At 66.6% G+C, this 18,414-nt stretch carries 15 protein-coding genes and 1 pseudogene; 3 read left to right on the top strand and 13 right to left on the bottom strand.

Features of this window, described 5'->3' with window-relative positions; genetic code table 11:
* Positions 1-32 precede the first annotated feature (32 nt).
* From JL11_RS08835 to JL11_RS17495, 6 genes and pseudogenes are all read right to left on the bottom strand, one after another.
* Positions 33-998 carry a dienelactone hydrolase family protein gene (locus JL11_RS08835; protein WP_054765346.1) on the bottom strand — a complete coding sequence of 322 codons (966 nt, stop codon included), beginning with the start codon at positions 996-998 and terminating at the stop codon, positions 33-35.
* Positions 995-2,287 (bottom strand): dicarboxylate/amino acid:cation symporter, encoded by a 1,293-nt coding sequence (locus JL11_RS08830; protein WP_197273293.1) that lies wholly within the window; start codon positions 2,285-2,287, stop codon positions 995-997. The genes JL11_RS08835 and JL11_RS08830 overlap by 4 nt, the downstream gene beginning before the upstream one ends.
* Before the next feature lie 53 nt (positions 2,288-2,340).
* Positions 2,341-5,631 (bottom strand): TonB-dependent receptor, encoded by a 3,291-nt coding sequence (locus JL11_RS08825; RefSeq protein WP_054765345.1) that lies wholly within the window; start codon positions 5,629-5,631, stop codon positions 2,341-2,343.
* Between the two features lie 95 nt (positions 5,632-5,726).
* The gene (locus tag JL11_RS08820; RefSeq protein WP_054765344.1) at positions 5,727-6,671 is read right to left on the bottom strand and encodes a FecR family protein; all 945 of its coding nucleotides are present in this window, start codon (positions 6,669-6,671) and stop codon (positions 5,727-5,729) included.
* Positions 6,649-7,194: an RNA polymerase sigma factor gene (locus tag JL11_RS17220; protein WP_182713699.1), complete on the bottom strand. Its 546-nt coding sequence runs from the start codon at positions 7,192-7,194 to the stop codon at positions 6,649-6,651. Before JL11_RS17220 ends, JL11_RS08820 begins: the two co-directional genes overlap by 23 nt.
* Positions 7,195-7,399: 205 nt before the next feature.
* Positions 7,400-7,519 (bottom strand): annotated as a pseudogene (locus tag JL11_RS17495) (IS5/IS1182 family transposase); the annotation flags it as partial.
* Positions 7,520-7,913: 394 nt separating this feature from the next.
* Between JL11_RS17495 and JL11_RS18235 the strand changes: the two are divergent.
* Positions 7,914-8,396 carry an isoprenylcysteine carboxylmethyltransferase family protein gene (locus tag JL11_RS18235; RefSeq protein ID WP_082382656.1) on the top strand — a complete coding sequence of 161 codons (483 nt, stop codon included), beginning with the start codon at positions 7,914-7,916 and terminating at the stop codon, positions 8,394-8,396.
* Between the two features lie 145 nt (positions 8,397-8,541).
* Positions 8,542-8,955 carry a hypothetical protein gene (locus JL11_RS08810; RefSeq protein ID WP_054765342.1) on the top strand — a complete coding sequence of 138 codons (414 nt, stop codon included), beginning with the start codon at positions 8,542-8,544 and terminating at the stop codon, positions 8,953-8,955.
* Positions 8,956-9,020: 65 nt separating this feature from the next.
* Here JL11_RS08810 and JL11_RS08805 read toward each other — a convergent pair whose 3' ends face one another.
* The 5 genes from JL11_RS08805 to JL11_RS08785 form a co-directional block, all read right to left on the bottom strand.
* The gene (locus tag JL11_RS08805) at positions 9,021-9,401 is read right to left on the bottom strand and encodes a copper-binding protein (RefSeq protein ID WP_054765341.1); all 381 of its coding nucleotides are present in this window, start codon (positions 9,399-9,401) and stop codon (positions 9,021-9,023) included.
* Complete coding sequence (locus JL11_RS08800) at positions 9,398-12,547, bottom strand: efflux RND transporter permease subunit (RefSeq protein ID WP_054765340.1); 3,150 nt, start codon at positions 12,545-12,547, stop codon at positions 9,398-9,400. Before JL11_RS08800 ends, JL11_RS08805 begins: the two co-directional genes overlap by 4 nt.
* The gene (locus JL11_RS08795) at positions 12,544-13,845 is read right to left on the bottom strand and encodes an efflux RND transporter periplasmic adaptor subunit (RefSeq protein WP_082382655.1); all 1,302 of its coding nucleotides are present in this window, start codon (positions 13,843-13,845) and stop codon (positions 12,544-12,546) included. The genes JL11_RS08800 and JL11_RS08795 overlap by 4 nt, the downstream gene beginning before the upstream one ends.
* Positions 13,842-15,044 carry a TolC family protein gene (locus JL11_RS08790; RefSeq protein ID WP_224761382.1) on the bottom strand — a complete coding sequence of 401 codons (1,203 nt, stop codon included), beginning with the start codon at positions 15,042-15,044 and terminating at the stop codon, positions 13,842-13,844. Before JL11_RS08790 ends, JL11_RS08795 begins: the two co-directional genes overlap by 4 nt.
* Before the next feature lie 241 nt (positions 15,045-15,285).
* Positions 15,286-15,735: a hypothetical protein gene (locus JL11_RS08785; protein ID WP_224761380.1), complete on the bottom strand. Its 450-nt coding sequence runs from the start codon at positions 15,733-15,735 to the stop codon at positions 15,286-15,288.
* Positions 15,736-15,857: 122 nt separating this feature from the next.
* On the opposite strand from JL11_RS08785, the gene JL11_RS08780 reads away from it, so the two are divergent.
* Entirely contained in the window at positions 15,858-17,129 is a 1,272-nt protein-coding gene (locus JL11_RS08780; protein WP_054765339.1) for a hypothetical protein, read from the top strand.
* 30 nt (positions 17,130-17,159) lie between these two features.
* On the opposite strand, the gene JL11_RS08775 is transcribed toward JL11_RS08780, so the two are convergent.
* The gene (locus tag JL11_RS08775; protein WP_054765338.1) at positions 17,160-17,888 is read right to left on the bottom strand and encodes a PepSY domain-containing protein; all 729 of its coding nucleotides are present in this window, start codon (positions 17,886-17,888) and stop codon (positions 17,160-17,162) included.
* A 13-nt stretch (positions 17,889-17,901) separates the two neighbouring features.
* Positions 17,902-18,375 carry a DUF411 domain-containing protein gene (locus JL11_RS08770; RefSeq protein WP_082382653.1) on the bottom strand — a complete coding sequence of 158 codons (474 nt, stop codon included), beginning with the start codon at positions 18,373-18,375 and terminating at the stop codon, positions 17,902-17,904.
* Positions 18,376-18,414 lie beyond the last annotated feature (39 nt).

Below are 18,414 nucleotides of genomic sequence, written 5' to 3'. Positions count from 1 at the left end.
GACGCCGACGCCCCTCTCGCCTGGCCCCGGAGTCAGCGGGGCGCCAGCTGAACTTCGAAGAAGCGGTCGACGCGGCCGCGAAGATCCTCAGTCGCGGCTGCGTTGGCGGCGACCGCCTGGCGGCTGCGGCTGGGATCGTCGAATCCGTGGGCCGCATCCGGATAGAGGGTCAGGTTCACTGAAGCGCCCGCCGCTTGAGCGCGATCAACCAGGGTCCGGCAGCTTTCGGGCGACACCTCCTGGTCGGCCGTTCCCATGAAGACCTCGACCGGCGCATAGGTCTTGTACTCCCGCCGGAACCGTCCCTGGAGGCCGCAGCCCGGATAGAGGGCGAGACCCGCCCGGAAGCCGATCCGCCGCATGTCGCCGGGCTTGTCGTCAGCCAAGGCCGAAAGGACAGTGCTGGCGCCGTTGGAGAAGCCCATCAGGCCGATCCGGTCATCCGCCACCCCCTCCAGGCTGCGCAGGAACCGCAGCGCGCCATAGGCGTCCAGGGGGCGGATCGTCACTTCGTTGATCTCTGGCGGTCGCGAACTGTAGGTCCCGGCCGCGAAACCGGTCGGATAGCCTCGCGGCCCGAAACTGTCGACGACAAGGGCGTAGTACCCCCGGTCGGTCCAGTACGCGGCCCAGAATTTGAGTCGCAGCGTCAGGTTCCGCGCCTCATAGACCCCGTCGGCCAGGGACGAATAGACCCCGCCCCTGCCGTGCAGCAGGACGACCGCCGGCGCGCCGGATTCGGGCGTTGGTCCCTCGGGCCGGAACAGATAGCCGACCAGTTCGGTTCGCGGCTCGTCCATGCTGCGAAACACGACCCGCTCGCCGAGCCGCTGTTCAGCCGTGGCCGAGTCCTGCCGGACGGCGGTGTTCGATATCACCGTGTGGTGAACTGCATCAGATTTCAGCGGGGCTTGCGGCTGCTCCTGCGCCTGGACGGCCGGCGCCGCGGCCAGAAGGGCGGCGAGGAGCGCCGAGAGATGGCGTTGAGGACGGGTCATTCGAGCGGTCTCTCCTTGTAGGCTGTGAAATCCAGTTCGCCCTCCATCCGCGCGACGGCGACGGCGACGGCCAGGTCGCTGGTGCAGTTCGGCACGGTGCGGATCATGTCCAGGGGCCGATCGAAGGGCAGGATGAAGCCGACGATCAAGGCCGTCTGCTCCGGCCCCAGACCGATGACTGAAAGCACTGCCGCCAGCAGAAACAGGGAGGCCGAAGGCACGGGCGCGGCGCCCAGGGCCACCATGGCGGTGACCGCCATTATGGCGAGATAGTCGGCTGGCCCCAGGGCCACGCCGAAAACCTGGGCGGAAAAGGCGGCCAAGAGGCCGACGTAGAGGGCGGTGCCGTCCATGCTCAGGGTCACTCCGAGCGGCAAGACCGTCGAGGCGATCGCCGGGCTGACGCCGAGATTTCTCTGGGCCACCCGCAGCGCCACAGGCAGGGTCGCGGCGCTGGACGAGGTCGAAAAGGCCACCGCCACCGCGTCTACGATGTCGCGATAGAAGGGCAGAACCGGCGTTCGCGCCAGAAGACGCAGTACGGCGCCGTGAACGATGAAGGTCTGAAACGCCGCGCCGACAACAACACAGCAAGACAGCCGCAGGACGCTGACGAAGGCCGACGGCCCGCTGGTTCCCATCACCCAGGCGATGAGGGCGAAGACGCCGAACGGCGCCAGCTCCATTACGAACAGGACGACGCGCAGAAGCACGGCCGATCCGGACTCCAGAACTTTCTGCAAGGGGCGTCCGTCCTCGCCCGTCACCAACAGAGCGGCGCCGATCAACAAGGCGAAGAAGATGACGGCGAGAATGTCGCCCTCGGCCATGGCCGCGATAGGGTTCAAAGGCACAATGTCGGCGAGGACGGCGGCGAGATCCTGTGCGTCGGCCAGAGGCGCGGGCGCGACGCCCGCTAGATCGACGTCGGCGCCCGGCTGGATCAGCGCGCCCAGGCCCAGACCGACGGCGGCGCCCACCAGCATCAAGCCGAAGTAGAGAACCATGGTCTTGAGACCGACCGCTCCGAGACGCGCCGGGTCGGACATGGCCGACACGCCGGCGGCGACGGTCACGAACACCAGCGGGGTCACCAACATGCGGATCAGCCGAACGAAGAGGTCGCCGATCCATTTCAGATCCTGGGCGCGTTCTCCGAGCACCAGGCCCGCGAGCACGCCCAGCCCCAGACCCAGCAGGATCCGTCGCCACAGCGGCGTGGCGAACCATAGGCGCGTGACGATCCGCACCGGTCGGGCCAAGCCCGCCGAAGGCGCAAGGGAGGACATGTCGATTTCCAGAGAGGCCCGGACGAGGCCTCAGCCTCGCCCGGGCGTCGCCATTAGAAGGACTTGCGGATGCTGGCGTACCACCAGCGGCCGCGGTTGGAATGGACGCTGCCGTTGTAGCCGAACCGGTCGTCGGCCAGCGGCGGGTCCTCGTCGAACAGATTGCGCGCGCCGATCCGGACCCGGGCGCCGTCCAGCGGGCCGCCCTTGTCGAATTCGTATTGGACATAGAGGTTGTGGGTCAGCCACTCGTCCACCACCCAATAGTCGTCGGTATCCACATAGGTGGCGCTGGTGTCGACGAAGTCGGAGACGTAGCTGGTGTACCAGCCTGAGGTCCACTGCCCCAGGTCCCACGTCAGGGACGCGGTGAACTTCCATTCCGGCCGGCCGTTCTGTCCGATCAGGTCTTCCACGCCGCCGACCGTCACGCCCGCGATCGTGCCGTCGGCCAGGGCGTCCAGCAGGATCTGATGCTGTTCGCTGGCCTCCTGATACAGTTTCAGCTTCTGGCTGGCGTTGAGGCTGAGCCGCCAGTCGCCGACCGGGGTGTCGCGCAGCGTGTAGAAGAGGCGGAAATCGAGGCCTTCAGACTCGCGCGGCTGCAGGTTCATGTACTCGTCGGTGATGTACAAGAGGTCGCCGACGGGCGCGAGGCCCGCTGCGGCCGCATCGGCGATCTGCTGGGCGTTGGGCGTATCGCGAACCACATTGGGGTTCGAACTACCGATCTGACGCAGGTAGTAGTCCCTGATCAGTTGGTTCGTACCGCCGAAAATTCCGACCAGATCCTCCTGCCGGATCTTCCAGTAATCGACGGTCAGCGTCAGGTCGCCGAACCGGTCGGACCAGAGTTCGGGTTCGAACACCAGGCCCAGGCTGAGGTTCTCGGAGGTCTCCGCCTTGAGGTCCGTGTTCCCCGACCGTTTTTCGATCCGATCTTCGCTGGTGCAGTAGTCGTTGCTGGTCGTCAGCGTCGGGATTGCGCCGATAGCGAGTTGCACCGCACAGGCGGCGTAATCACGCCGGCTGTTGGAGCGTTCGAAATCCGGCTGGTGGAGTTGCAGCAGGTTGGGCGCCCGGAAGCCTTCCGACCAGGCGCTGCGGAACATCAGCCAAGGCGTCGGGCGATAGGCCAGCGCGATCTTCGGGGCCCCGACCGTTCCGAACAGGGTGTAGTTCTCCACGCGACCCGCAATCTGGAGGTCGATCGACTGCACCAGCGGGATGTTCATCTCGGGCGAAACGACCGGTACGGCCAGTTCGAGGAAGGCCGAGTAGACGTTGCGGGCGCCCGAGCTGTCCGGGGTGTAGGACACGCCCATCACGTCGCTCTGGGATACGACGCCTGCCAGGTCCGTAAAGGTGATCGTTCCGTCCAGACGCGGGTCGCGATCTTCAGCGAAGGTTTCGCGACGCGCTTCTACCCCCGCCGCCAGGCCCACATGTCCAGCCGGCACCGGATAGAAGTCGCCCTTGGAGACCTTGAAGTCCCACTGCATGAGCTCGGTCTCGGCATAGCGGTAGACCTTGACCATGAAACTGTCGATCGTCTCCTGGTTATTCAAACCCGTCGCGCCGTTCCGGGGACTGTTCAGATCGCCGCCCACAAAGGGATTATAGGCGTCAGGCGTCGTCCTATTGATCGCGTCCTGGAGCAAGGTCATGCTGACCCCGTCCATTTCGTCGGTCGTTTCGGCCTTGCTGTAGAGCAAGGCGCTTTCCCAATCGAAGCCGAAGCGTTCGCCGCGCAGACCGCCCAGATATCGGGTGGTGACGTTTTCGACCTCGACCTCCCGATAGCCGAGATCGGCGAAACGGTAGTCCTGAATCTGGATCGCTGAACCCGTTGTCGGCACCCCGGACAATCCGCTCAGCCGAGCCGTCACGCCCGTGGCGCCGAAAGGATTCCAGTAGGCGGTCGGCGACATGAGGACGCGCTGCGTGTCCAGCGGCGTGTCCTGCTGGCGCTGCGACCAAGTCTCGCCCCAGTAGTAGCTCAGCTCTCCGAAGAACTCGACGCCGTTATCGAACTCGTGGTTGATGAAGGTGAACAGATTGGCGCGGTCCACCGCCGAACTGATGGTCCGCATAGAGTCCAGATCATATCGGAGATTGTTGTCCTCGCTCGTCGTCGACAGGGTTGAGTTGTCGAAACAGGTCCCCGTCGTATAGGCGCCGGCGATGCAGCCGGCGTTGGTGCTGGGCTGAACGTGGAAGGTGCCGGCGGTAGATGTCAGGGTCGTTCCGTTGACGCGCGTGGTGGTTCCCGCGTTCTTGTAGGTCGTCGGATCCAGCTTGATGCCCTCAGCCCAGGCCGTGATCGTGCTGTAGGTCCCATAGTCGAGGCCAGAGGCGCGGCCGTTGAAGGCGGCCACCCGTCCCGCGACCGTCGCATAGTCGCGTTCCCAGATGTAGAGCGGATCCCGGGTCAGGTAGCCGCCCATGATTGAGACGTTGGTCTTGCCGTTGTTGAAGTCCTTGCCAGCCTGAAAATCGAAGGAATATTCCTCCATTCCCCCTTCGTCGTGCCCCATGGCGGCCTGGACCGTGAAGCCTTCGAAGTTGTCGCGCAGGACGTTGTTGACGACGCCGGCCACCGCGTCGGTGCCGTAAAGCGCCGCAGCGCCGTCCGCGAGAACCTCGACCCGACGCAGGCCGAATGTCGGGATGGCGTTGGTGTTGACCGTCTGAACCGGCACATAGCCTTCAATCTGCGTACCGGGGTGAGGCACCAATCGCCGGCCGTTCAGCAGTACCAGCGTATTGCCCGTGCCGATCGAACGCAGATCGATCGAAGCCACATCGCCCCGCGCATTGTTGATCCCGCCGTTGTCGCTGTCCGCCTCATTGAAACCGACGTCGCCCATCTGTGCGATGGAGCGGTAAAGATCGTCGCCGTCTGCGGCGCCGATCGCATCCAGATCAGACTGATCGACGACGGTGACCGGCAGGGCTTCGTTTATGCGTGTCCCCCTGATCCGGCTACCGACGACCACGACCTCTTCGACCTCGGCTGCGCGTCCGTCGCCGTGCGTTCGCTTTTGCAGGATGATGGTCGATCCCTCATGCGAGGCGACGTAGAGGTCGGTGCCTTCAAGCAGGCGGCTGAGCGCGTCTTCGACGTCCATCTGCCCCGAGACGGCGGGTCCGACGCGGCCCGTGAGGTGGCCTGTGGGCGCTGAAATCGTCACGCCCGCCTGACGCGCCAAGTCAGGAATGGCTTGAGCGAGCGGCTGGGCCGCCACATTGAACTGCCTCACCTGAGCAGCTGCCCCATGGGCGGCCATGACAAGCACCCCGCCGGCGACGCCCGCCGCCAGCCAACTCTTCCACGACACCATGAGATCCCCCGATCCGTCTGTCTATGTTCCCCCGGCGCACCGGACATAGACAAGACGGTTCAGGGATCAGAAATCCTCCAGCGTCCGGAAAATATTTAACCGTGAAGAAGCTGAATCCGGGTCGAGCTGATTTCCGCGCGGAGGTTCAGACTGCGCGCCGCCGCCCGGGCGAAGGCCGCAGGATCGTTCGCTTCGAACAGGCCGGTGATCTTCATTTCGGCCACGTCCCGATCCGCCAGCAGGATCGGAACGTCGCTGAAACGCGCGAACTCGGCGGCCGCCTGTTCGAGGCTGTCGTTGTGGAACTCGATCTTTCCGTCACGCCAGGCGAGAAGCCGCCCGGTTTGGGGCGCATCGACGAAACGAGGGCTGGTCGCTTCGCCGCCGGCCAGGCTGATCAGCTGGTTGGCGGTCAGGATGTGCGCCCTGTCCCGCCCGACCCGCATATGGACCGATCCCGCCAAGGCGACGATCTCGAGCGGCGCCTGATTCAGCCGCTTCAGCAGGAATGCGCCGTCATAGGTGGTCAGCACCGCGCCCGCAGCCCGCATGACGAACGGCCGCACGGGATCGACGGCCACCTCGAACAGGGCTTCGCCGTACATGAGGACGACTTCCCGCACAGATCGCGTATAGCGGACGCTGACCTGCGACAGGGTGTTGAGCGTGACGACGCTGCCGTCATCCAGCGTTACCGAGCGAATCTCGCCGCGCTGCGTGTCGAGACGTTGAGACCGCCGCCAGTAGGCGGCGGCCAGACCCGTTCCGCTCAACATCGCCACAGCGACGCCCGCCGCCAGCAGAGAGCGTCGCGCGACCATCGGTTGTTCGACGACGGGTCCGCCTGCCAAGGCCGCCGCTTGTCTGGTATGAACCGCTATGGCGCGGGCGCGGGCGAACGCGCCCAGGCGACGTGGGTCCTCTCCCGCCCAGGCGTCGAATTCCCGCTGATGCGCCGGTGAAAACGGCCCACGATCAAGCCGCGCGGCCCACAGGGCGGCGCGGCGATCGATCTCTTCAGCCGTTTCCGTCTCTGCCATCCGCCCTTCGTCCGATCCGCACGTTTCGCAACCTAGACGCATCTGGAGCATCATATCCTCCATCGGCGTATGCGGCCATCAAGAGGACAAAGGCCTTGGCTATGTGCTTTTCGACGGTGCTTTCCGGGAATCCCGTCTCCCGCGCAATCTCTTTTTGAGAGCGTCCTTGGACCCGACTGAGAATGAAGATGCGGCGTGTCTTATCGGGAAGGCGGTCAATCATTTTCGCGAGAAGCCGAAGTTCGTTTCGGCCCGCGACTTCGTCTTCTGGCGTCACCGCATCTGCCGCCACCTGAAGTCTGTCAATATCTGCGACGGCGTCGAGCGGCACCACGCTCTTCCGTCTTAAGCGATCGACTGCAGCAGACCGGGCCGTGCGAAAAAGATAAGCGCGCACGTTAAGGATGGATCCGACATCCGCGACACCGATCAGTTTCGCGTAGGTTTCCTGCACGATATCATCAACGTCGGCTGGCGATGCCGCCCGGCGCAACCATGCGCGCAGCGCAGGCTCATGCGGCATCACGCTTCGCGCAAGCCAACGCGCTGTGTCTTCTGAAACCCCCATGGCCACAGAGACTGGCACGCGCCTTCACAAGGCAGCAAGCCCGCGATCTCTGAAATCACCCGCACCGGGAGGATGCCCTCCTTTTTTCGGGCGCTGTCGCGCAGTTGTTACAAAGCCGGCGTCGACGGTCGATAAAAACGACCGTCGACGCTCCGTTCGCCTAGGTTCTGGACTCATAAGCCCTGAGCCAGAGGCGGGTCGAGGTCAGCAGGACGGCGGCGAGGATGTCTCTTGCCAGCTTGTCGAAGCGGGTTGCGACGCGGCGGAAGTGCTTGAGGCGGATGTCCCGATCGCAGCGATTTCGACCGGGGCACGGGTGGGCAAGTGCGGATCGAGCGCCAACAACTGGCGCAACTCAAGAGCATAGGCTGAGCATACGTCCTGCAAATCTACCGCCGTAGTCCTACAGGATCGCATTGGCCGAGCCAGAGCGCTAATGTCGCCCTGTCAGCAACCCCCACCTTCGCCAGAGGTCGCACCCGCATGCCCGCCGCCTCTCACTCCCACTCGATTACACGAACGCTGGTAATGATTTGATCCATATGGGCTTTATGCCAATGGGCGTCAACAGCGCCGTGTCGCAGTCCGAATAGATCGAGGAATGTTGAAAACAATGAAGAAATAGTCTGATGTAAAAAGCGCGTGATCACGACATCTTTCGAGATGTATTGACAATGCCGAAAGCTTGGTTTGCGAGAGAAGCGAGCCGATATACCTCGCTGACACGGGATACCACAACCGAACGATCTGACGAACAGGCTGGATCTACAACCCGCTCCGGAGGCGGTCGCAGCGGCTGGCGTGACCCGTCGGCTCAAGGAAGCCTGACGGCCTTCAAACCCGTGCGACGATCGAGTCGTTGCGCGAGTCCGGGTCACCCAGTATGGGTCGAAGGTCAGGAAACCTGTATTGACGCGACTGCTCCGCCAATTCTGCGCCGGCCTCGCCGTGACCATCGTGATCGCGCTGCAGTTCCAAGACGCGGCCCCTACCGGTTCACTCGTCACCCAAAATATGTGATCGCGTCCCTCGAAATCCTCGTCCTGCCGCTCGCGTTCGGCCAAATCTGGATCGCCCTCGCATGGACCATCGCTAACGCCATGCTTCTGGCGTGGCGTATTCGGGTGGAGGATGGGGCGCTTGCCGACCGCAGATAGGCCCTCAGGAGCATGACCGGACAGCGTGATCCCAGCCTAGCTGTGCGTCCGGGGAGGCACGCTGTTCACGTTTCACGGCGCACGCGATCACCGGGGAACGGCGGCCGTTCCGGCGGGTTGACCGAGTCCGCCATCGGAGAATCCCATGCATATCCAGTCCATGATCAGCGCCCATCCTCACGTCAAAGGCTCGACCAACGACGCGCTGATCCGCGCCGTCGAGGCGGCCTACGCGTGCGCCGCGACCTGCCGCATCTGCGCCGACGCCTGTCTCGGCGAAGCCATGGTCGCCGATCTCGTACAATGCATTCGGCTCAACCTCGACTGCGCCGACGTCTGCGCGGCCGCCGGCGCGGTCGGCGCGCGCCGCACGGGGAGCAACGAGGCGGTCATCAAGGGCCAGCTCGAGGTTTGCGCCGACATCTGCGCGGCCTGCGCCGCGGAGTGCGACAAGCACGCGGACATGCATGAACATTGCCGCATCTGCGCCGAGGCCTGCCGCCGCTGCGAAGAGGCGTGCCGGGAGGCGGCTGGCACGATCACTCCGTCGAGCCGTTGATGGAGCACCGCCTTCACCGTGCGTGCGCTGACAACGCCCCGCACGAACGGTGAAGGCGAGTCCGGCTATTCCGGGCGAATGGCGGTGACTTCACCCGCGTTGCCCTGAACGGTCAGGTCGAACTCGACGCGATCCCCGACAGCGGCTTGCTGTACCACGGCGGGGTCTGCCGTGAAGCTCATCGTCATCGCTGGCCAGCCGACCGCCGGAATAGCCTCGTGATTGATCGTCACGGTGCCGGCCGCCGCATCCACGGCGGTGACCACGCCCGCGCCGCTGCCGGATCTGGAGCCCGCAGCAGGGGATGTCGCCGTGTCCGTCGCGCCGGCCGCGGAAGCCGTGTCGACGGGAGCGGCAGCGTCCGGTTCGGCGGCCGGGTCTGCGGGTTGGCCGCAGGCCGATAGCATCATGACCGCGCCGGCGAGTGCGATAAAGGTTCGAGTCATGGAGTCGCTCCTTGGGTTGAGAGGGTCGAACGGGCCTTGCGGCGCCTGAGGAGAAGATAGCCCGCCGGGATAACGAGCATCGAGAGCAAAGGCGCGGTGATCATGCCTCCGATCACCGGCGCGGCGATCCGGCTCATTACTTCCGAGCCCGCGCCGTGGCCGATCAGAATCGGAAACAGGCCCGCGAGGACAACGGCGACCGTCATGGCCTTGGGCCGGACCCGCAGCAGGGCGCCTTCGCGAACGGCGTCTTCGACCTGTCCGCGATCGGGGTCGGCTCCGCGATCCTTCAATGCGTGCTTCAGATAGATCAGCATCACCACGCCGAACTCGGCCGAGAGGCCGGCCAGGGCGATGAAGCCGACGCCGGTGGCGACGGACTGGTGAAAGCCGAGTAGATAGAGCAGCCAGATCCCCCCGGTCAGGGCGAACGGCAGGGTGGCCATGATCAGCAGGGCTTCGTCGAAGCGCCCGAAGGTCAGGTAGAGCAGGATGAAGATGATCGCCAGCGTGGCCGGGACAACGATCCTGAGCCGCGCGGTCGCCCGTTCGAGATATTCGAACTGGCCCGAGTAGGCGATGCTCACGCCAGGCGTGAGGGTGACATCGCTGGCCACCGCTCGACGCAGATCCGCGACGACCGAGGCCAGGTCGCGTCCCCGCACGTCGACATAGACCCAGGTGGTCGGCCGGCCGTTCTCGGACTTCAGCATCGGCGGCCCGTCGGCGACCCGCAGATCGGCGACGGTGCCCAGGGTGATCTGCTGGCCTGAAGGCGTCAGGATCGGCAGGGCTCGCAGCTGCTCCACGCTGTCCCTCAACTCGCGCGGATAGCGCACGCTGATGGGATAGCGCGCCACGCCCTCCACGGTCTGGCCGATGGTCTCGCCGCCGATCGCGCCGGAGACGATCGACTGCACATCGGCGATGTTGAGCCCGTACCGGCCCGCCGCGTCGCGGTCGATGTCGATATCGATGTAACGGCCGCCCGTCAGCCGCTCGGCCAGCGCCGAGCTCACGCCTGGCACGGATCGGGCGATCTCTTCGACCTCGGCGGCGATGCGGTCGATCTGACCGAGGTCAGCGCCGGACACCTTGACGCCGACCGGGCTCTTGATGCCCGTCGCCAGCATGTCGATGCGATTGCGGATGGGCGGAACCCAGACGTTGGACAATCCCGGCACCTGAACCGCGCGGTCGAGCTCCTCGACCAGCTTCTCCGGAGTCATGCCGTGGCGCCATTCATCGCGCGGTTTGAACTGAATGGTGGTCTCAAACATTTCCAGCGGAGCCGGATCCGTCGCGGTTTCCGCCCGGCCCGCCTTGCCGAACACGGTCGCCACTTCCGGCACCGTGCGGATCATGCGGTCCGTCTGCTGCAGCAGTTCCGCGGCCTCGGCGGCGGACAGGCCGGGCTGTGCGGACGGCATGTAGAGCAGGTCGCCTTCATCCATCGCCGGCATGAACTCGCCGCCCAGCTGACTCAACGGCCAGGCCGTGGTCGTGAAGGCCGCGAGGGCGATCAGCAGGGTCCGCTTCGGATATCTGAGCACCCAGTCCAAAGGTCCGCAATAGGCATGTGTCAGCCAGCGATTGATCGGATTGCTCCGCTCCGCCGGTATCCGCCCGCGGATCAGATAGCCCATCAGCACGGGGACGAGGGTGATCGACAGGATCGCGGCCGCCGCCATCGCATAGCTCTTGGTGAAGGCCAGAGGCGCGAACAACCGGCCTTCCTGCGCCTGCAGGCTGAACACGGGGATGAACGACAGGGTGATGATCACCAGGCTGAGGAACAGCGCAGGCCCGACCTCGACGGCGGCCTCGGTGATCACGGCCCAGCGGGTTTCGCCGTCCAGCCTGTCGTCAGGATGATCGTGCTCCCATCGCTCGATGTGCTTATGGGCGTTCTCGATCATGACCACCGCCGCATCGACCATGGCCCCGATGGCGATGGCGATCCCGCCCAGCGACATGATGTTGGCGTTCACCCCCTGCACATTCATGACCAGGAAGGCCGCCAGCACGCCGAGCGGCAGTGTCAGGATGGCGACAAGCGCGGATCGCGCGTGCCAGAGGAACAGGCCGCAGACCAGGGCGACGATGAGGAATTCCTCGATCAGCTTGCCGCTCAGGTTCTCGATCGCCCGATCGATGAGCCGGGACCTGTCGTAGGTGGTCACGACCTCGACGCCCGGGGGCAGTCCGGCCTTGAGCGTCTCGAGCTTCTCGGCGACGGCGGCGATCGTTGACCGCGCGTTCCCGCCGGACCGGAGGATGACGACGCCGCCGGCGACCTCGCCCTGCCCGTTCAATTCGGCGATCCCGCGCCGCATCTCCGGACCGATCTGAACCGTGGCGACATCGCCGAGCCGGATCGGAACCCCGCCGGCCGCGGTGCGGAGCGGTATGGCCCGGAAGTCCTCCAGCTCGGTCAGATAGCCGTTGGCGCGCACCATATACTCGGCCTCGGCAAGCTCCAGCACGGACCCGCCCGTTTCGCCGTTGGCGCGCTGGATGGCCTCCACCGCGGCCTGATGGGTCACGCCGTACGCGGCGAGCCGGACGGGGTCGAGCACCACCTGATACTGCCGCACCATGCCGCCCAGGCTGGCGACCTCCGCCACGCCCGGCACGGTCTTCAGCTCGTAGCGGAGAAACCAGTCCTGCAGGCTGCGCAACTGCGCCAGATCGTGGCGGCCGGTCCGATCGACCAGGGCGTACTCATAGACCCATCCCACGCCGGTGGCGTCGGGACCCAGCGCCGGTTGGACCGTGGCCGGAAGCCGCGCTTGAACCTGGTTCAGATATTCCAGCACCCGGGACCGGGCCCAGTAGAGATCGGTCCCGTCCTCGAAAAGCACATAGACGAAGCTGTCCCCGAAAAAGGAGTAGCCCCGCACCGTCCGCGCGCCGGGCACCGACAGCATGGTCGTCGCCAGCGGATAGGTGACCTGGTTCTCGACGATCTGGGGCGCCTGGCCCGGGAAGTTGGTGCGGATGATGACCTGCACATCCGACAGGTCCGGCAGGGCGTCGACCGGCGTGCTTCGCACCGCCCACAGGCCGGCCGCGAGCAGGGCGAAGGCGGCCATCAGGACGAGGAAACGCCCCTTGACCGAGGCGCGAATGACGGCAGTGATCATTGCGCGGGCCTCGCGCGCGCAGCGGACGCCGCCGGCCCGCCGGCGACCGACCGGCCTTCGGCCAACGGCGCGGCGGCGGCCCGTTCGACCTCCCCGATCGGCCGGGCCGCGACCCCCGACATATTGGCTTCGGAGTCGATCAGGAACTGGCCCGACGCGACGATCCGTTCGCCCTCCCTGAGGCCGGCGAGAACCTCGGTCCGGCCGCCGGCTTCCCGTCCGATGCGGACCTCCGCCGCCTGAAAGCGGCCTTCCGGGAGGGCGAGCATGACGAGGTCACGCTCGCCGGTCCGGATCACCGCCTCGGTCGGCACGAGCAGAGCCGAGGTCGAACCGCCGCCGAAGGTGATGCGGCCGAACATGCCGGGCCTGAGACGCCCTCCCCGACTGTCCATTTCTATTCGCGCGGTGACCGTACGGCTATCGCCGACGAGCTCCGGCAACAGGGCGGTCAGGCGGCCGGTGAAGCGCTCGCCCGGGAATGCGGCCAGGGTGACCGCGACGGATTGCCCGACCCGCAGCTGGCCCGCCAACGCCTCCGGAATGGCGGCGTTGAGCCAGACGGTCGTCAGGCCGTTGATTTCGGCCAAGGTCGCGCCCTGAGCCACGCTCATGCCCGAACGCACGCCCAAGGTCTTGACCACGCCGCCGGCGGGCGCCGTGATCGTGATGGTGTTTCGCGCCCGCCCGCTGCGCTCGATCGCGGCGATCAACGCCTCGGACATGCCCAACAGGACCAGTCGCTGCCGCGCCGCGCGGATCAGGGACGTATCGCCGGTGCGTCGCACCGCCAGATATTCGGCCTGGGCGCCGCCCCAGGACGGGATGAGCAGGTCCACCAGGGGCGCGCCGGCGGCGATCACATCGCCCGGCGCCCGATCGTAGACCCTTCGCACGAATCCGTCCGCGCGCGCCTGGACCACGGCGATGTCGCGCTGGTTGAAGTCGATGACGGCGGTGGCCTCGGCATCGGCCTCCAGCACGCCGCGACGCACGAAGGCGAACCGGGCGCCCAGGTTCTGGGTCAGCGACGGATCGATGCGGACGCCAGCCCCCGAACCCACCTCGTCCGCGTATTTCGGGATGGTGTCCATGTTCATGGACGACTTGCCTGGCCCCGGATACCGTTCGTTCGGGACCATTGGATCGTACCAGTAGAGCACCTTCCGCTCCGTAGCGGCGTCATTCGCCCCGCTTCCCGTCCGCTGGGAGATCAGGACGCCCGCGCCGGCCCCGATGGCGACCAGCAGGAGCGCCGCGGCCGCCATCGCCAGACGCTTGTCGCCAAATCCGGTCATCTGTCACCCCCATAGGTCAGGCTGATCTCGACGGCGCCCCGAACCGCCGCCGCTTCCTTGTCCAGCACGTCGAGCCGGGCCTCCGCCACGGCGGTGAAAGCACGGATGATGTCGCCGATCCCGATGCGGCCGGCGGCATAGGCCGCCGTCTCCAGGTCTGATTGCTGCACCACAGCGGGCAGCACCACGTCCCGCGCCCGGATCCACAGGTCCTGATCGGTCGCCTGCCGGGCCAGGGCGCGCCGCAGATCGGCTTCCAGGCGTCGCCGCGTCGCATCGCGCTCCGAGCTCACTCTCAGCGCGTCGGCCGCCCGGGCGGCGATCAAGGATTCCTGACGTTCTCTCTGAAAAAGCGGCAGACTGACGCTGGCGCCCACGGACACCATGTCTCCGAACCGGGGATCGCGACGTTGATAGCTGGCCTCCACCGACCAGTCCGGCCGGCGGCCGGCGCGCGCCAGATCCAGTTCGGCGTCGGCGCGACGTCGCTCGGCGGCGTAGGCCCGGAGCGCCGGCAAATCCTCGAGTCCCGCTCGCAGACGCGTGGGATCGAGTCCCGCCCGGGGCGGCTCTCCCTGCGTGCTCGCCGCCGGATCGCCGGTCCAGCGGGTCAGCTCGGCCCGGGCCGCGTCCCGATCCGCGAGGAGCCGGCTCCGGCGGTCGTCCAGGGCCGCCTTCAGCTGGATCGGGATCAGGGCGGCGGCCGGCCGTTCGGAGCCCGAGGCCACGCCGGACGGGGCCGCCTCCCAGAGGGGTTGCAGGGTCGCCAGAATCTGATCGACGACCGCCAGCTTGCGGTCCGCGTAGTAGAGGTCGATCCAGGCCACGCCGGCCGCGATCCGAACCTCCCGCAGGGCGGTGGCCTCATCCGCCACGGCGACGCCGACGGCGGCCTCGGCCAGGTCCCGCTCCGCCCGGCGGCGCGCCCGGCTCGGCAGATCCTGCTCGACCCCGATCCGCAGGGCGGTGAAATCGTCCTCGCCGAACTGGCCCGCCAACGGCCCAGTCACCGGAAAACCGTCGAGGCCGAATTTGAGACGCGGATCCGGCAGACGCCCGGCGGCGGGCGCGGCGGCCCGAGCCGCGTCGACGCCCAGAGCGCTGGCTCTCAGGCGCGGCGCATCGCTGGCGGCGCGGGCCAGAGCCTCGTCGAAGGTCTGAGGATCGGCGCGGGCCGGCGCGGTCCAGAGTGCCACCACGAGGACTGCCGACAGTGGCCACGGCCGGTGAACGGCGCCCAACCAGCAAGGCCGCCGCACGCGTCGCGGCAAGGGAACGGCCGAAAGACGGCGCACGACAGAGGCCGCCGTGCCGAAGCGAATGATCATGAGAATTCTCGATAACCGCCGCGTCCACCTCGCGGCGTGACGCAGGCGCAGACCTCAGTCGATCGGCGGACGCCGCGAAGCGGTGCGCGGCTTTCCGATCAGCGAAAGCAGTCTACGACAGCGGTTTGGGCGGACTCTTCAGTGGAAGCGGACCCGCGCCTTCCAGCGCGACATCGACCTCGGCGAACGATTTCGCCCCCGACCCGAGCGGATGCTCGATCGCCGGCGCGGGCGGCATCGGCGAGGCGACGGCGGCGCAGCCCATCTTGGCGATGCAATCCGGCGTCATCTTGCTGCACGGGCCTTCGGCGTCGTCGACGGCTTCGTCCGCCATGTCCATCATCTCGGCGCAGTCCGCCTCCGGCATTGCCGCCGTCGCCTCGAACACCTGAACCGGAGTGGCGTGCGCCGACGACTGGCCGATGAACCCGGCCACCGCGAGGGCGAACAGAAGGACGCGGACAATATTCCACATGGCGGCCGAGATAGGCGCTTCGAGGCCCTTCGAGTCAAGACGCGACCGCGCCGGACGGCGCGCGCCGTCCGCTTCAGTCGCGACCATGACGAACGCCCTTCATCGCCGTCCGTCGGGAGCATGATCGACCGCAGAAGAGCCGCTCCAGTGGCGCTTCAGCGCAGACCCGCTTACGCTGGGAGGGAAGATTCAGGATCTGAGAGGATGGCGTGCCGGACAGACTTCGAGACCTCATCGCGCAATGGCGTAACGATCCCTCGGCGACCTACCAGACCTGGTTCCTGTGGGATGAACGGCTGAAGAATTTCCGGTCGATCCGCCGGGGCATCGGCCAGGTAGTCGAGGAGATCGAGACGGGCCGCTTCGGTGTCGCCTATCGCGGCTCGTCCCTGGAGACCATCGTCCATTCCGTCGCCGAGCAGCGACAGATCTTCAAGGGCGCCGACCACGCCTTTCTGTGGAAGCCCAAGTTGAGGATCCCCGACATCTACGAGAACCCGGCGAACCAGCGCGCCTTCGGCCGCCTGCTGCATCATTGCAGCGGCTGTTCCACAGCCGACGAGATTCTCTCCGGCATCCGCACGATCGATCAACTCAAGATCAAGGGCCTCGGGCCGGCCGTCGCCAACCTGATCTATTTCCTGCACCCCACGCATGCGCCCCCGTTCAACACCGCCATCGTCAACGGTTACAACGCGATCACCGGCTCGAAGGTGAAGCTCGGCAGCTGGGAACATTATCTGGCCATGCGGGAGGGCCTCCTGGCGCTGAACGCCCGATATCGTGACCTTCTGTCGAACGATCTGGGCGCCCTCGCGGGATTCCTGTTCGATGTCGGGTCAGGGCGGTATCCGGCGCCGCCCCCCGCCGGTGACGCGCTCTCGCGCCAGGGGTGGGAAGAACGGCTCGCCCAAGCCCGCGCGGAAGCCCTGAAGTTCGAGAAGGCGACGGCGCAGCAACGCGAGACGGATCGCACGCACACGGAAATCCAGGCCTGGCTTCGTGATCTGGGACGCGCGCTCGGCTATCGGGTCTGGATCGCCGCCAACGACCGGAGCCGGCTCCATGACGGCGCGCGTCTCGGCGAGGGCTGTCTCGATCAACTTCCGACGGCGCTGGCGAACGGCGCTGGCGCCGAGTCGATCCGTCTGATCGACGTCCTCTGGCTCGATGCCTCGCCGGATCGCGTAGCGGCGGCCTTCGAAGTCGAGCACTCCACCACCATCTATTCCGGCGTGGTGCGCATGCTGGATCTGGCGCTCTCGGGTGAACTCCACACGTCCGCCGGTCTCTTTCTGGTGGCGCCGGACAGCCGGGAAGGCGATGTCCGGGCCCAGCTCCAGCGGCCGGCTTTCAGCCGGATCTCGGACCTGGACGTCCGATATCTGCCCTATGGGGAGTTGGACCGGCACCGGGGATCGATCGCGCGCTTCGGCTCCGACCTGCGAGGCCTGACCGAAATCTCTCACCGCCTGACCTGACCACCCGCCCGCGCCCGGGCGCAACCCGCATCAACTCGAACCGCCCGTCCGCCGAGACGCCCGGAAAGCCTTCAGATCACGCGCCAGGCGGATCCATAGCAGGATGATCCCGGTGATCACGATGCTCAGGGTGAGGAAGGTCGTGATGATGATCAGCGGATGGTTGAAGTTCTCGCCGGTCTTCCAGTCCATGATGTGGAGCCGCCAGAAGAAGTCATAGAACCGCCAGACGCCCGAGCGGCGCGTCACGACCTCTCCGGTGGCCGGCGACAGATAGAAGGTCGTCCGTTCGCGGTCGGCGAAATCGACCCTCCAGAGCGGTCCTGTCCGGCCGGTTTCCTGAGGCGCCATGGCCAGCAGCACGGCGTCGGACACCTTCGCCTCGCCCTTGTAGCCCGTCCGGGCGAACGCCGAGGCCTCGCCAGCGGACATCGGCCCGAACGGAAGGCCCGTGACGGCGGACACGACGACGGGCTCTCCGTCCGCCGGTTTCAAAGTCCAGGCGGGTCCGCGCGGCGTCGTGCGCAGCTCCGCCTCGACAGGGGCCACGCCCGCGCGACGGGCCACGACGGCGAGGGTCGGAAGAGCTCCAACCTCAAGCAGAGCCGGCTTGAGTTCGGCCGCGCGATGTTCGCTACGCACCGTCTCGATCGGAATGACGGTCATGACCAGACCGCCGCCGACCCAGAACAGAACCTGCAGCCCCACCACGAGGGCGACCCATTTGTGAAGCTGGGTCGACAGCCTGAGAACCTTCATGGAACGAACCCGACTAGCCGTGACGCGCGAAGACGCGTGTGCCGCCGCCCTCGAGGATCAGCAGGGTCTCATAGGGCTCGCGCTGGCCGTCCGGCGTCTCCATGCCCGGCGACCCCAGGGGCATCGCCGGAACCGCCAGGCCCACGGCCTTGGGACGCTCGGCCAGAAGCCGTCTCACGTCCTCGGCCGGCACATGGCCCTCCAGAACATAGCCCCCGATCAGGGCGGTGTGACAGGACGCGAGGGCTTCGGGCACGCCTTGGGTGCTGCGGATCGAGCGGAGACTGGGAAGCTCGCTGATCCGCGCCTCGAAGCCCGCGGCGCGCATGTGATCCACCCAGGCCGTGCAACAGGCGCAGGTCGGCGTCTTGTAGACGGCGAGCTCGTTCGACGCGCGACCGACCGGGGCGCAGGCCGCGACCGCCAGGGCGCCCGTTCCCATGGCGATGAGACTGCGGCGTGAGAGTGGAATGGACTGGGACCCCATGAGACCTCAAGAAAACGATGTGCAAACGGCGCTGACCGT

Origin of the sequence: Brevundimonas sp. DS20 (assembly GCF_001310255.1) — a bacterium.
In the GTDB taxonomy this organism is placed as follows: Bacteria; Pseudomonadota; Alphaproteobacteria; order Caulobacterales; family Caulobacteraceae; genus Brevundimonas; species Brevundimonas aurantiaca.
This window is presented reverse-complemented; position numbering and strand designations above follow the sequence as displayed.